Annotated in this window: 12 protein-coding genes; 9 read left to right on the top strand and 3 right to left on the bottom strand. The window is 40.2% G+C overall.

Annotated features, from left to right (window positions below):
• Positions 1-16: 16 nt before the first annotated feature.
• Positions 17-1471 carry an MFS transporter gene (locus RMX89_RS33680; RefSeq protein ID WP_322692035.1) on the bottom strand — a complete coding sequence of 485 codons (1455 nt, stop codon included), beginning with the start codon at positions 1469-1471 and terminating at the stop codon, positions 17-19.
• A gap of 890 nt (positions 1472-2361) precedes the next feature.
• Between RMX89_RS33680 and RMX89_RS33675 the strand changes: the two genes are divergently transcribed.
• The 6 genes from RMX89_RS33675 to RMX89_RS33650 all read left to right on the top strand — a co-directional run bounded on the left by RMX89_RS33675 (position 2362) and on the right by RMX89_RS33650 (position 8776).
• Entirely contained in the window at positions 2362-4107 is a 1746-nt protein-coding gene (locus RMX89_RS33675; protein ID WP_322692034.1) for a KAP family NTPase, read from the top strand.
• A gap of 215 nt (positions 4108-4322) precedes the next feature.
• On the top strand, positions 4323-6023 hold the full coding sequence (crtO, locus tag RMX89_RS33670; RefSeq protein WP_322692033.1) for a beta-carotene ketolase CrtO: 1701 nt from the start codon (positions 4323-4325) through the stop codon (positions 6021-6023).
• 263 nt (positions 6024-6286) lie between these two features.
• The gene (locus tag RMX89_RS33665) at positions 6287-6493 is read left to right on the top strand and encodes a high light inducible protein (RefSeq protein ID WP_322673011.1); all 207 of its coding nucleotides are present in this window, start codon (positions 6287-6289) and stop codon (positions 6491-6493) included.
• 150 nt (positions 6494-6643) lie between these two features.
• Complete coding sequence (locus RMX89_RS33660) at positions 6644-7213, top strand: hypothetical protein (protein WP_322692032.1); 570 nt, start codon at positions 6644-6646, stop codon at positions 7211-7213.
• Positions 7214-7543: 330 nt separating this feature from the next.
• Entirely contained in the window at positions 7544-7720 is a 177-nt protein-coding gene (locus tag RMX89_RS33655; RefSeq protein ID WP_322692031.1) for a hypothetical protein, read from the top strand.
• A gap of 591 nt (positions 7721-8311) precedes the next feature.
• Entirely contained in the window at positions 8312-8776 is a 465-nt protein-coding gene (locus RMX89_RS33650) for a cupin domain-containing protein (protein ID WP_322692030.1), read from the top strand.
• 244 nt (positions 8777-9020) lie between these two features.
• Here the strand turns inward: RMX89_RS33650 and RMX89_RS33645 are convergent, their stop codons facing one another.
• Together RMX89_RS33645 and RMX89_RS33640 are read right to left on the bottom strand one after the other, a co-directional pair.
• A complete protein-coding gene (locus tag RMX89_RS33645; RefSeq protein ID WP_322692029.1) occupies positions 9021-9761 on the bottom strand; it encodes a gamma-glutamyl-gamma-aminobutyrate hydrolase family protein in 741 nt (246 codons plus the stop codon).
• Positions 9758-11518, bottom strand: coding sequence for a Rieske (2Fe-2S) protein (locus RMX89_RS33640; protein ID WP_322692028.1), 1761 nt, complete (start codon positions 11516-11518; stop codon positions 9758-9760). The genes RMX89_RS33645 and RMX89_RS33640 overlap by 4 nt, the downstream gene beginning before the upstream one ends.
• A gap of 252 nt (positions 11519-11770) precedes the next feature.
• Here RMX89_RS33640 and RMX89_RS33635 point away from each other — a divergent pair, with 252 nt between their 5' ends.
• The 3 genes from RMX89_RS33635 to RMX89_RS33625 all read left to right on the top strand — a co-directional run.
• Positions 11771-12046: a UBP-type zinc finger domain-containing protein gene (locus RMX89_RS33635; protein WP_322686061.1), complete on the top strand. Its 276-nt coding sequence runs from the start codon at positions 11771-11773 to the stop codon at positions 12044-12046.
• A gap of 195 nt (positions 12047-12241) precedes the next feature.
• Positions 12242-12730, top strand: coding sequence for a TIGR00725 family protein (locus RMX89_RS33630; protein ID WP_322692027.1), 489 nt, complete (start codon positions 12242-12244; stop codon positions 12728-12730).
• A 375-nt stretch (positions 12731-13105) separates the two neighbouring features.
• A partial coding sequence (locus RMX89_RS33625; RefSeq protein ID WP_322692026.1) for a type I restriction-modification system subunit M N-terminal domain-containing protein occupies positions 13106-13497 on the top strand: 392 nt, incomplete at its 3' end.

Raw genomic sequence — 13497 nt, 5'->3', positions numbered from 1 at the left:
TCTCCCCATACTACACTCATGAATCAGTATTTCTGCAAAAATGGGATGCTCCCAATCGCATTAGCTGGCCTAGTGGTATAGAGCGTTGCTCCTGAACAAAAACTAAGGGTACAAGTGCAGCCATGCGTAGTAAGCTTGAGAGAACAAACAACCCCAGCAAACCCGCAATACCGGGCAGAGTTGCTAAAAAGCTACCGACAGTAATACCCATTGCTCCAGTGATACCAGCAATTGCAGCTGCGATCGCAAAATAACTCGACTGATGACCCAACGGTGCTATTCCCATCATCAAATTGTTGGTACACAAATCAATTGCTGCCCACGTTGCGCCAGCTAGTATGTGTAACAAGGGTAGCCAGATCCAAAAAGAAATGCGATCGCTTCCAACCAAAAGCCACAGCAGAGGTGTCACCCCCACTAAGATTCCCACTAATAGTAGTAGTGGACGATTCCCAATTCGGTCGGCTAGTTTGCCCCACAAAAGCAGCATTAGCATATTTGCGCCAGTTCCTAAGCCGTGATAAATCGTTACTATACTAATATCTATATCCAGATTATCCAGCATATAGAGGTTAAAGAAAGGATTGCTGATGTTAACAGCAAAGCACCAGATGCTCAGGTAAAGCACAAACTTCAAAAAATTAGCATCTTTAAACAAGCTCAAATCTATTCCTTGGGGCTGTGGGTGTGATGTGTCTGAATCTCCAACTTTTAAAAGCTGCGGGTTTATATCAGTCATCCACAACTGGCAGCCCACACTGATTAGCCCTAAAATGATTCCTAGAATCAAGACTGCACCATAACCTTGAAGGGTTCCACCAGGCCAAGCTGATACCGCTAAACCTAGCAGAGGCACACCAACAAGGTTAGTCAAGCCGAGAATACTATTGCGAAAGCCGAAATATCGCCCCCGCAACCGTTGAGGTACTAACACAGCTGACCACCCAAGCCAAGGCGCACGACCAAAAGCTTCGATGATATTAGCTACTAAGAGAATTGCCAATGTCAACTGTACTACTTGGTATCCAGTAATACGAGATGAACTAACCAACCAAATCGCTGGTAGAAGAATCAACCATAGCAGCCGCGACGGGATGAAAATACACATGAAATACCAACGGAAGCTGGTACTTCGATTTATCAAATACGCTCCCAGTGGTTGGAGTAGATTCACCATCTGAGGGATAGCCGCGAGTAGACCAATTTCGGCTGCCCCAGCGCCTAACTCTAGCAAGAAATTACTGAGCAACGCGCCGCCGATGATACTATAAAGAACCGCAGCAAAGACACTTTCAAAAGTTAACGCCTTGAGACTTTGGCGAATTTTTGGCTTAGGGATTTTTAGAAACAGTTTTGGAGTTGGGAAAAGTACCGTCTCTGTTAATGCCCTATCCTCTGAGATTTCTTGAATGGGGACAGGGGGAAGAGAACTAGCTTCTACTGAAATGTCATCTTCTTGGGGCTGAACCATATTATTTAGTCAATATTTAAAGAATTAAATTGTTATAGCTACTATTACCCACAATTAGTAAAATTTATATAAGATTTAATCAATAAGTTCTAAAGCATTGCAATTGCTTACTTATCCTGAAGAACTAGTCTATAGTAAGTGTTGACTATAAACTGCTTGAACAGAAATAACTAACATATAGCCGTAGTCATATAGGTTAGGACAGTATTAATTGCTCAAAGCCTTAAATTGACTGGGTTTTTACTCACCACGGGCTAAACGCCCCGCTGACGCTAACAGCACTTTGCTATATAACTGTGGTTAGGCTTCTATCTCACAAGTAAATTCTTTGGCCTAAAGTTAATACGATTTTCCTATAGCAATCCTAAATCATTCGTGAGAGAGAAAATCGCTGAAAGGCTTTAAAACACCCACTTTTAATCTCAGTGTTTTCTCACGTTTCAATTCGGATTGCTATATAAGCTTTAGTGTAATAAATTTAGCAGTTAATTATTATTTTGTGAGGACAAAATAATAGGATATTTTCAAAATCATTCTTGAGGATTAATACCTTTACAGAAAGATATAAAAATTTAGCTTCTACGAGTACACATAGACATAAAAAATGCTGATTTATCTAGCCAATAGTTATGATTGGGGTTAAATTCAAATTATTTAAGTACTCTTTTTAGATAATGTGGAGATAAAATTTACCATATACGCTGTTTGTCTATTTAACCTTTTAATTTCAGTGATGCCAAATAAGTAATCTAAAACCAATTGCATAAGTCTTGAGGAAATTATTTCACTGAAAATTTCTATCCTAAGGTATCATTGCTCATGCTACTGAATGTGTCACGATGAGCTACGCCCCGATAGAGGCGATCGCAACATGAATCAAAAACTCTTTTATGGCACAGACAGAAATCAACGATATATCGGCAGATAGCTCCTTAGTCGATCCTGAAAAAGACCTGCTAGGAAATGCGAACTTTGCCAAGCATCTAGCAGACAGCATTTGTAAAATGAGCTTTCCTGAAGGTTTCATTATTGCAGTTTACGGTTCTTGGAACTCTGGCAAATCTACATTATTAAACTTTGTAGTTCACTATCTTCAGCAAAAGCCAGAGGAGGAGAAACCAATCATCATTCCTTTTAATCCGTGGTTATTCTCTGGACACGAAAATATTACAAGGCGCTTTTTTGACCAATTAAAAAACGTTTTAAGCAAAGAGTCATCTGTGCCAAAAGGTTTGAGGGAGAGAGTAGCTGATTTTGCCGCCATTATTTCAGATATTCCTCTACCTTATGCTCAAACTGGCAAGGCATTAGCAGCATTATTGGACGATAGGGACAAGGAAGCTGGCGAATTAAAAGAAGAAGTAGAAGACACGCTAGTACAGCAGCAGAGGCGAATAGTTGTAACAATTGATGATATCGATCGGTTGGCTGCGGAAGATATCAAGCAGTTATTTCGTATTTTTAAAGCAATGCGAAATTTTACTAATCTTGTCTATCTTCTGGTTTTTGATAAAGAAATTGTCATGAGAAAAATTGCAGATACTAAAGAAATATCTGAAGAAACATACTTAGAAAAAATTATTCAAGTTAGTTTTGAGTTACCTATTGCTGATAAAACCTCACTTCGCAGGCTGCTTTTTGAAAAGCTTGATAATATATTTGCAGAAACTCCAAAACAACAAATAAACCAAAGTCGCTGGGGTGATATTTACTTTCAAGGAATAGAACACTTTATTACTAACATCCGCGATATTACTCGTTTTATTAATACTTTAACGGTGACGTATCCAGCAGTAAAAGATGAAGTAAATCCTGTTGATTTCCTTGCCATTGAGTCTTTGCGAGTCTTTTGTCCAAAAATTTATAGTATAATCCATCAAAATCCTCATATTTTTGTAGGAGAGATAAACCTTTCAATAGACGAACTCAAGAATCTTCTGAATACTTGGATTGCTCAACTGCGAGATGAAGACAAGCAGCCTATTAAAAACCTGCTAATGCACCTTTTCCCTAAATTAAAATTCATTTTGGGTAATACTTCTCTAGATGAAAAGCAATTGGAATGGCGCGAACAGCTACGTGTGTGTAGTTTAGAAATATTTCCTATTTACTTTCGTCTGTCGTTATCAGCAAGTGAATTGTCTAATATTCAGATAAAAATTATCCTTGGTTTGGTTGAAAATAGAGAGAAGTTTAGAAATTCTTTGATAGAACTTACTAAACAAAAGCTTCCAAACGGCACAACGCAAGCCAGGGTGTTTATAGAACGGCTAGAAAATTCCACTGAAGAAATTCCTGTGAATTACATCCCTTCAGTTGTAGAAGCTTTGTTTGATGTCAGCGAGCAATTATTATCTCAAGATGATGAATCTCATAGCATTCTTGCTTTTAGCAATGAAGTTATTATTAGTCGTTGTATCTCGCAACTCTTGCGTCAAATTAATGAAACATCACGGTTTGAGTTGCTAAAAAAAGTAATTACCCAAGGGAAAGCGTTACCAATAATTAATCATGAAATTGCAATACTAAAAGAGCAACAAAGTCAATATGGTACAGATAAATCTAACTATGAAGAGAAATGGCTTGTGAACGCACAGCACCTTAAAGAACTAGAAGAAATGACTACAAGAATATAGGTAAAAACTGATACTAGCTATAAATAATATGAACTCTGGATTTATTTATAGTGTTTCTTGGTTGCGTACAATAAAGTGGGTTAAAAATAAATTTACTTCTTGGCGATCAAAACACTACTACTAGATATATAAATATTTTATAACCCACGAAAGATTTAGATATCTTCAGCACTTTCTAATATCAGGGAATATACTTTAATCCCCCCATTGCACTCATGGAATCGTATGACGTTGTAATTATTGGCGCTGGTCATAATGGCTTAGTTTGTGCTGGCTACTTACTAAAAGCTGGTTACAGCGTTCTGTTATTGGAAGGGCGATCGCTCCCCGGCGGCGGTTCTACAACTGAAGAACTTATGCCTGATGAAGCACCTGGTTTTAAATTTAGTCCTTGCGCCATTAACCATCTGTTTATTTTCTTAGGGCCAGTCATCCAAGAGTTGGAACTGCATAAGTACGGCTTGGAATATCTTAGCTGCGATCCAGTTGCCTTTTGCCCCCATCCAGATGGGAAGTACTTCTTAGCTCACAAATCGGTGGAAAAGACTTGTGCGGAAATTGCCCGTTACAGTCAGCGTGATGCCCAAAAATACGCTGAATATGCCGATTTTTGGCAGCGCTTTATCACAGGGATTGCTCCTTTGTTCAATGCACCACCCAAATCAATTGTTGATATTGCTGGCAATTACAATCTCAATAGTCTGCAAGACTTATTTTCCCTTCTAGGTGGCTCTAACACAACCCTTGATTTACTGCGTACCTTACTCAGCAGTGCCACAGATAATATTAACGAATACTTCGATTCTGAGTTTGTCAAAGCACCTCTAGCTAGACTCTCAGCCGAACTAAGTTCCCCTCCCTCACAAAAAGCTATGTCCTTTGGGGCGATGATGATGATGTTGCGTCATAATCCCGGTATGGCAAGACCGCGTGGTGGTAGTGGTGGACTTGTGGAAGCTTTGGTGAAAATGGTAAAAAGTGAAGGTGGTACGATTCTCACCGACCAAAAGGTAGAAAAAGTATTGGTAGATAATGGTAAAGCAGTTGGTGTGCGGGTTGCTGGTGGCAAAGAATATCGTGCGAATAAAGGTGTAATTTCAAGTATTGATGCCAAGCGCTTATTCTTGCAACTAATGGATAGTAGCGATGTCGATAATAGCGATCGCAACTTGCGCGAAAGGTTAGACCGCCGCATCATTAACAATAATGAAACTATCCTCAAAATCGATTGTGCTTTATCTGAACCGTTGTGCTTTGTCCACCACAATCATCAAGATAATTATCTAATGGGTTCTATTCTGATTGCTGATTCCGTCAATCATGTAGAACAAGCTCATAGTCTGATTACTCTGGGTAAAATTCCTGATGAAGACCCATCGATGTATGTGGTAATGCCTACCGGACTCGATCCATCGATGGCACCAGAAGGCAAGCATACATTATGGATAGAGTTTTTTGCACCTTATCAAATTGCTGGTGCAGACGGTACAGGTTTAAAAGGTACGGGTTGGACGGATGAACTGAAAAATAAAGTTGCAGACAAGGTGATTCATAAACTGGCGCAATATTCGCCCAATTTGCAACATTCAATCATCGCCCGTCATGTAGAAAGTCCGGCTGAGTTGGGAGAACGGTTAGGGACTTACAAAGGTAATTATTACCACATCGATATGACTTTAGAGCAGATGCTTTGCTTCCGTCCGTTGCCGGAATTAGCTAACTATAAAACACCAATTGATAACTTGTATCTTACTGGTGCTGGAACTCATCCGGGTGGTTCGATTTCCGGTTTGCCGGGACGCAATTGTGCGCGTGTGTTTTTGCATAATGAGCAACCCATCGCCCAGAAAATCAAGGAAGCCGGAGGTTCAATCAAATCTGCTCTTACATCTGTCTTAAGGAGTGAATCAGACTAAGAGACTGTTTATAAAAAAAGTAAATAGCATTAGGAGATTGCGTCATTTGAAAGTTGATTCTGAAGTAGTGAAACGGCTACAGATGACGTTTGGTAAGCTTTTTGGTGCAAGTTACTAATGCTTTTTAGTCGAAACTATCAAAAGTCTAGACAATGCCCTGAGATACTTCCCGTGACGCTTTCAGATTCCCCAATAGACAGAGAACTGAAACCGTAATAGTAACTAAGATGTGGGTGTAGTAGAGTTATTCAGGAATATTTGCAATGGCAACTGAAACTAACAAAGTGGTTGAATTATCTACTGAAGCTAAAGCCTATAACGGTGTCGATCGCAATGCTTGGATTTTTGGATGGAATCCGCAACAAGAGTTGTGGAATGGGCGTTTAGCGATGATTGGCTTTATTTCTTACGTACTTTGGGATTTAGCTGGTTATAGCTTAGTGCGTGACGTACTCCACTTGGTTCGCTAATTCTTCACTGATGATTTATCCCCCCTTGGGGAAATAATTCAAGAAATAACAATTTAGTTAGAAGCGTTGTAATAAACTTACTCGTGAATTAGAGTCTAATGCCGAGGTTATATATGGACGCACGAATACAATAATCTAAAGGAGAAAAATATGATAACTAAAAACACAATACATGCATTAGGAGTATTTGCGAATTCTCAAGGAATAGAGCAGGCAATTAATGAATTGAAAACTGCAAATTTTCCTATGGAAAAAGTTTCTGTTATTGCTAAAGATGTAGAGCAAGGTGAAAACTTAGGCGAGGCGCAGATAAGCGATCGCATTGGCGATCGAAATGTCGATACAACTGGAGCCGTAGGAGACACACTGACAGCAGCTACTTGGGGTAGCGTGTTAGTTGGTTTGAGTAGTTTGGCACTTCCCGGTTTAGGAGCAGTACTCGCAGCAGGTTCCGTAGGTGTAGCATTGGTTAGTAGCGTGGCAGGTGTTGCTGTGGGAGCCGCAGCAAATCAGAATTTACTGAAGGCATTAGGCGATTTAGGTATTCCTGAAGAAAGAGCCAGAGTTTATAGCGATCGCCTCCAGCAGAGTTATTATTTGCTCATACTAGAAGGCTCAGAAGAAGAAATTCATCGCGTTGAACCCATATTACGCGATCGGGGTATTGAATATTGGGGCGTTTATAATTCTCCGCAGGCTTCAAATGATGGGGCAAATTAGCGCTTTTTTCAAACATTTCAAACATCCTCTTAGGTACGATCTATTGGCTCGAAGAAAAACAGATGTGAGAAGGAATTTGCGAGATGCTTGAGATGCCGATTTGAAATCAGGCCCATGAAAGTTACACCAATTTGAAAAAAGAATGCGACAGATACATACGGACATACCTTTGTTCTGTCTGGCTTTCTTAATGCATGAATTTTGAATTTTGAATTGGTATTATGTTCAATTCCATCTAGTTATTTCTACCTTTTTTGTTAATCCTAAAGTTAGATGTAATTTTTCGGATTCAAGGCAAAATTGTAATAAATAATCAAACAGGATAAAACCATGAAAGCTGACAACATAAACAATTCTAACAACACCGAACGGACAACACTTGAAGGTGGAAGCAAAGAAGCTCTAAATCAAAAAACCTCTATCCAATTTGTACTTAGCATAACTTTGGGAGTATTAACAATTGTTCTAGTTGCTGCAAGTGCTTATTACGGGCTTATTCGGTTTTAATCCGATTTCTTAAAGTAGGAAGTTTTGGTTTTTTTGAGCGCATTTAATAATTTCAAATATAACAAGATCCTCAGCAAAATGTATGGCGGTGCTTTTAGTTTATCAAAAGCCCTTATTGGGTTAAAAGCACTGTCATACTTTTCTTATTGATGGAGGAGCAGTTCTAGTTTTGGCAAATAAGCTGTTCCATATTTAACTTGCATATATTGGGCGGGCGAGACGCCATTGGTGTCAACTTAACGTAAAACCGATGTCCCGCAAGGAACTGAAGTTCCTTGCTCATAGCAAAAGTCATCTAAAAGATGACTAAATATCCCGGAAAATCTTTAGTCATCTAAAGATGACTTGAGCTGTTAGCCTGGAACTTTAGTTCTAGGCGGGTGATGAAGCCAACAGTGAAGCCATTTCTAGCTTAAGTTGACACGTATGGCGAGACTACGATTGTATTGTAAAAAACTTATCGATTGAGGGATGTTTGAGTTTATAATTTCTAACAGAATACAAATATAATCTAGTAGTGATTGATTGAAGAAACGCTTAAGCCACTAAATTAGAGATTTAAAAATAACTTTTTTATAAGTAGGAGTATTGATGAGTTTACCAGTTAAAGAAATTGTGTTAATGCCAGGAGAAGGTAATCATCTAACTACTGGTAATAGCGAAATAACATTTAAAGTAGTTGGTGCTGATACTCATGGTCACTTGGGATTGTTTGAAAACTTAATACAACCAGGTGGAACTGCCCCGGTACTGCATATTCATCGACAAATGGAAGAAATGTTTTATGTATTAGAAGGAGAAGTAGAAATTCAAGTTGGAAATCAGATAGTGCAGGGACAACCAGGGGCATTTGTATTAGTTCCACGTAATACGCCTCATACATTCGCTAACCGAGGAACTCAGCCTGCAAAATTATTAATCATGTTTTGTCCAGCAGGAGAACGCGAAAAGTATTTTGAAGGGTTAGCCGAACTGCTCAAGGAAGGACAGACTCCAGACCGAGATGCTCTTGTAGAATTGATGCGGAAATTCGATCAGGAGCCAGTAGAGATTTAATTCTTGGCGGTGTTATATCATGTGCGCTTGATTGCTTATTAAACCCGAAGAACCCCACCCCGCCAAAGCTGTGCTTTGTCTCCCCTCCCGAAAAGCGGGGAGGGGTTGGGGGTGGGGTTCTTTTATTATGGGTAATTTGGCGGACATGATATTACTTGAAAGTATCAACCGAAGAAGAACAACACTCAATACGGTTCGGTTAAAGGGGAAAGGGGAAAGGGAAAAGGTATTGGTTTTGAATATCTTAGTGGCATTCGTGTCTTATATGTGCAGCCTGAACGAGAGCTAGAAAAAGTTTTTGATTACTGGGATCGAGAATTGAAAGCTCAGGATGCCATTGTACACCGATTGCCCAAGGATGATGTTCGTGCTCCACAGCTTCAATAACTCCATCATCCCAGGCATGAGCAACAACCCGCCAACCAGGCGGAACTTTATCTACTGCTTGATGATGCCAAGAAACTACAGATATGCGAGAATTTTGTAAACACTCAGCTAAAAGGCTCTCTCCATCTATCGTGACGAGATGTTCTGTATGTAAACGTCGTCCAGGTTCAGGCTCTAGACGATGTAATGCAGATGTACCGTAAACATCTGGAATGTGAGGAATTAGAGTACCTCCACTGGCAACGATAAGAATTTGTAAACCCCGACAAATACCTAATATTGGCAGATGACGTTCAAGAGCTAACTTGCCAAGCTGCAATTCAAAAGCATCACGTTCGCGATCGACAGAATAAATAGTCGGATGAGCAAAACCATTGTAGCAAGCAGGGTGAATATCTCCACCACCAGAGATGATTAAACCATCCAAAGAATCTAAAAGTATTCCAAGTTCAATTTCTCCTGGTGGTAATAATATGGGAATGCCACCTGCTTTACGGACTGCATCTATATATTCGCTTGGCAGAGAAAATGGTAATGCTGCAAGGCGACCATAAGTTGTAATCCCAATCAATGGTTTTCGATATTTTCTACTCATCATTCCTCAAATAAACGATCGCCTTTATGTAAACGATAAGCGATTTGATAGGTTTGTGCTTGCGATCGCATTGTGGGAGAATGGGCTGCTAAATACCGAGCAGCAGCAACTAATACATGAACCCCAGCAGGAGTGTCACCTAATAGGGAATACTGACGAAAAGCGGCTTCTATTTCTTGAATAACATGAAAATCACGGTTTTCTCTGAGCATCATTTTCCCTAGCATCGCCATCAGTCTTTCAGGCTTGCCACCACTATATAAATAATTAGCCACTAATTGACCTGTCTGGTTAACTTGCTGTTGACGATTTAATAAATCGGGTAGCTGCTGGAGCAATTCTTCGGGATTTGCAACGGAGTCTTTGGGTTCTGGAAGTCGTGCTGGTGGTACATTCAAAAAACGATTCAAATAAACACTCATCGCCGCATCAAACACACCTCTGAGTAGTTCTACTGTTGGCACTCGTCGTAAACCTTGATGCACAGCGTTTGCAAAAGTGAATGGATGATGTGCGGAATTCCAATCTCCAAAGTCATTGTTAGTATTAAAACGAGCTACACGCAGTGCTGCCGTATAAGTAACTACACTTGCTAATTGTTCTTCTGTACAACCAGCTTCTAGGGCATTCAGTAGCGAGTCGGCGATCGCTTGTGGGTCTTCACCTAATAAAATTGGTATTAATTGCTCTGAGTTTGCCCAAGTTCCTCGTTGAGATTTTCCCGCATTTAAAACATTGGGTAATTGCTCAAAAGCCGACTCTAATATTGCTACCAAGTCTACAGGGTAGCGCCAGGAATTAGATTCTTCCATCCGGGATGCACTAGCTAAACCCGAAACTAAGCTAGGTAAAACAGATTCCGCAGCTTGCCAACCAACAATATCAAGTGCTTCCAGTGCTTTGTTAATAAAATCAAGGGTATGCCCAATGTCGAGATAACGATGATCTGTAGCCGATGAAAACAGCATATCCGCAACTTGCTCTAAATTAGCCCCTGAGCGAATCGCAGATACCAAACATCTTTGTGCGGCTTCAGCATCCCGTACCTCAATAAACTGGCAAAACCAGCTTTTAAGAGTCGGAAAATCAACTGTAGAGTTAGGCAACGGCTGAACGACAAACAAAGGCGGTGCGCCTGCACTATCATTAGCGACTGCCGAAAGTCCGTGAAATAAAGCACGAGGTTTGTCTTCCTCATCCAGATAAGGTAAAAGATTGATCGTGCAGGTATGGATAGTTAAACCTGCACTCCAACCTGTTTTGTTGTAACGAGTGCCAAATTGTAGCCCGATTTGAAATGGTTCAGCCGGATTTACTCCTATATCTAACAGTGCGATCGTTGATTTGGCAATCACCAAGGAAATACTCTGCTCTAAACCATCTTCAAGGCGTTGGCGGTGGTGGGCATGAAAATTAACTGGTGGTGCTAAATTCACCCAAACTTCACCATCACGGATTTCTACAGGAAATGCCGGCACATCATCTGCCCAAGAGTCGAAGGTTCCACCACTAGCTATATCAAAGCGGGCATAATGCCAAGGGCAGGTAACAATACCATCTTTGCAAGTGCTACCGTGTAGGGGAAAACCCATGTGGGGACAACGGTTATCAATTGCATAAACTTTATTGTCTGAGTAAAACAAGACAATAGTATGCTTTTCTTTGCGGATTACCAAACTGCCTGCTGCCTGAACATCTGTAAGTTGAGCAACACGGGTATAATTGTCTTTCTTGGTCGTTTCTTTAAATATTTGAGTCATTTAATTTACACACAAGTAAATATCAAAAGCCTTGCTTCTACTCTGACAAATTTTTTCTTTTTTCGACCATTTGTACAATACTAATTTTTGTTAATATACTCGAAGCGACTGAGTACTACTGCGACTACAAAGCGCATGACCGAATCTTGGCTGGTGATGTCGAAGGTTGTCAGGTTTATTACTTAACTGACAAAATTAGCTGTGTTTCGCTGCACTAATATATACTCTGATTAACCTCTCATTCAAACTCCTATGAGCTGCGAACATTTAGATAATCTGACTGCGGAGACTCTGATTTCTAAAGCAAACTACCCAGTATTTCGTTGTGAAGAGTGTATCAAAATAAATGGTCGCTGGGTACATCTCCGTATTTGTCAAAGTTGCGGCAAAATGCTGTGCTGTGATTCTTCTCTTCATCAACATGCCCGACGGCATTATGAAGAAACTGGACATTCAGTAATTAGCTCGGCTGAGTTAGGAGAACAGTGGTTATGGTGTTTTTTGGATGAGCAGGCAAAAAACTATTAAAGTGAGGCAATACAGGATCGAAAGAGTGCAGAGGAACTGGAGACGCTTGCAGTTTCGGGAAAAAGTAGCTCCTTCGGTGAGTGTTGAATCGCAGATGTTACAGATGATGAACTCTGACACTATCAAAAGAGGCAATCGCCCTTTCAGGGAAACCGCTTTCAACTGTGGTTGAAAACCAGTATCATCCGAAATTTTATGCGAAGAATTATTATTGGGGTTATGGGTAGGGGAGAAAATGCGACAGCAAATGATTTACAAAATGCTTATATATTAGGTCAACTTATTGCTAAACAAGGATGGATTTTACTCACTGGTGGTAGAAATGTAGGGGTAATGGATGCAGTAAGTAAAGGTGCAAAATCTGCTGATGGTTTAACTATTGGTATTCTTCCAGGTAAGAATCAGGATGGTATGTCCTCTTGGGTAGATATTGCTATTTTCACAGACATGGGTAATTCTAGAAACAATATTAATGTTCTTAGCAGCGATTTGGTGATTGCTTGCGGTATAGGTGCAGGAACTGCTTCAGAAATTTCTCTAGCTTTGAAAGCAAATAAGCAAGTAATTTTGTTGACTAATGATGAAGAAAGTAAACTTTTCTTTAAAAAATTGTCGCCAGAAAATGTTTATATTGTGGAGAGTGTAGAGCGGGCGATCGCTACTGCCAAAACAATTTTATACTAATTGGTAAATCAGTAAATTCTTCTCACGTACATTAACTACAGCATATTTCAAGTGCATGAGGTACAAATTCACTGGTTTTGAGGCAGGAGGCCTACTGTATAGACACAAGTCTGAAATAGCTGAGTAACTAGCCTTTTACCCCACCCTAACCCTCCCCTTGTAAAGGGGAGGGAACTAGATTCTCTTGTTTCCCCCCTTCACAAGGGGGGATTAAGGGGGGTAATTCGACTTGTGTTATAGAGCGATCGTACCGGGAATAAGCGATCGCAACTCATATAGTATTTCTCCATCCTTTTCTGCTCAAATTTGTAGTTCACCTTGTCACAAACACAAACTAGCCTATAATCGATAGATTTGGTAATCTGATGTCTGTCTATGCCTGCTAACACTACTGATTTAGAAAAACGCCTATGGGAAGCAGCAGATGAGTTACGCGCTAACTCTAGGCTAAAGTCCAGTGAGTATTCCATCCCGGTACTGGGGTTAATTTTCTTGCGCTACGCTGACTGGAAATTTACCCATGCTGAGGAGGAACTGAAAAATATAGGTAGTAGAAGACGTGGAATTACCAAAGCAGACTACCAAGCAAAGGGTGTCATGTATCTGCCTGATGCTGCCAGATTCTCTACACTGTTGAACTTACCAGGAGGAGCAGATATTGGCAAGGCAATCAATGATGCCATGCGTGCCATTGAAGCGGAGAATGAAGAATTAAAAGACTTATCCGAAAATGGTAAATGTATACGGCAAAGGAATTTCAGCGATTA

This window comes from Nostoc sp. DedSLP04 (assembly GCF_034530775.1).
Lineage (GTDB): Bacteria > Cyanobacteriota > Cyanobacteriia > Cyanobacteriales > Nostocaceae > Nostoc.
This window is presented reverse-complemented; position numbering and strand designations above follow the sequence as displayed.

Bases quoted from the DNA above. Each gene is read 5' to 3' on its own strand.
- RMX89_RS33655 (WP_322692031.1), top strand. From the start codon at position 7,544: ATGAAAGCTGACAACATAAACAATTCTAACAACACCGAACGGACAACA.
- crtO (WP_322692033.1), top strand. From the start codon at position 4,323: ATGGAATCGTATGACGTTGTAATTATTGGCGCTGGTCATAATGGCTTA.
- RMX89_RS33665 (WP_322673011.1), top strand. From the start codon at position 6,287: ATGGCAACTGAAACTAACAAAGTGGTTGAATTATCTACTGAAGCTAAA.
- RMX89_RS33660 (WP_322692032.1), top strand. From the start codon at position 6,644: ATGATAACTAAAAACACAATACATGCATTAGGAGTATTTGCGAATTCT.
- RMX89_RS33630 (WP_322692027.1), top strand. From the start codon at position 12,242: ATGCGAAGAATTATTATTGGGGTTATGGGTAGGGGAGAAAATGCGACA.
- RMX89_RS33640 (WP_322692028.1), bottom strand. From the start codon at position 11,518: ATGACTCAAATATTTAAAGAAACGACCAAGAAAGACAATTATACCCGT.
- RMX89_RS33645 (WP_322692029.1), bottom strand. From the start codon at position 9,761: ATGATGAGTAGAAAATATCGAAAACCATTGATTGGGATTACAACTTAT.
- RMX89_RS33635 (WP_322686061.1), top strand. From the start codon at position 11,771: ATGAGCTGCGAACATTTAGATAATCTGACTGCGGAGACTCTGATTTCT.
- RMX89_RS33650 (WP_322692030.1), top strand. From the start codon at position 8,312: ATGAGTTTACCAGTTAAAGAAATTGTGTTAATGCCAGGAGAAGGTAAT.
- RMX89_RS33680 (WP_322692035.1), bottom strand. From the start codon at position 1,471: ATGGTTCAGCCCCAAGAAGATGACATTTCAGTAGAAGCTAGTTCTCTT.
- RMX89_RS33675 (WP_322692034.1), top strand. From the start codon at position 2,362: ATGGCACAGACAGAAATCAACGATATATCGGCAGATAGCTCCTTAGTC.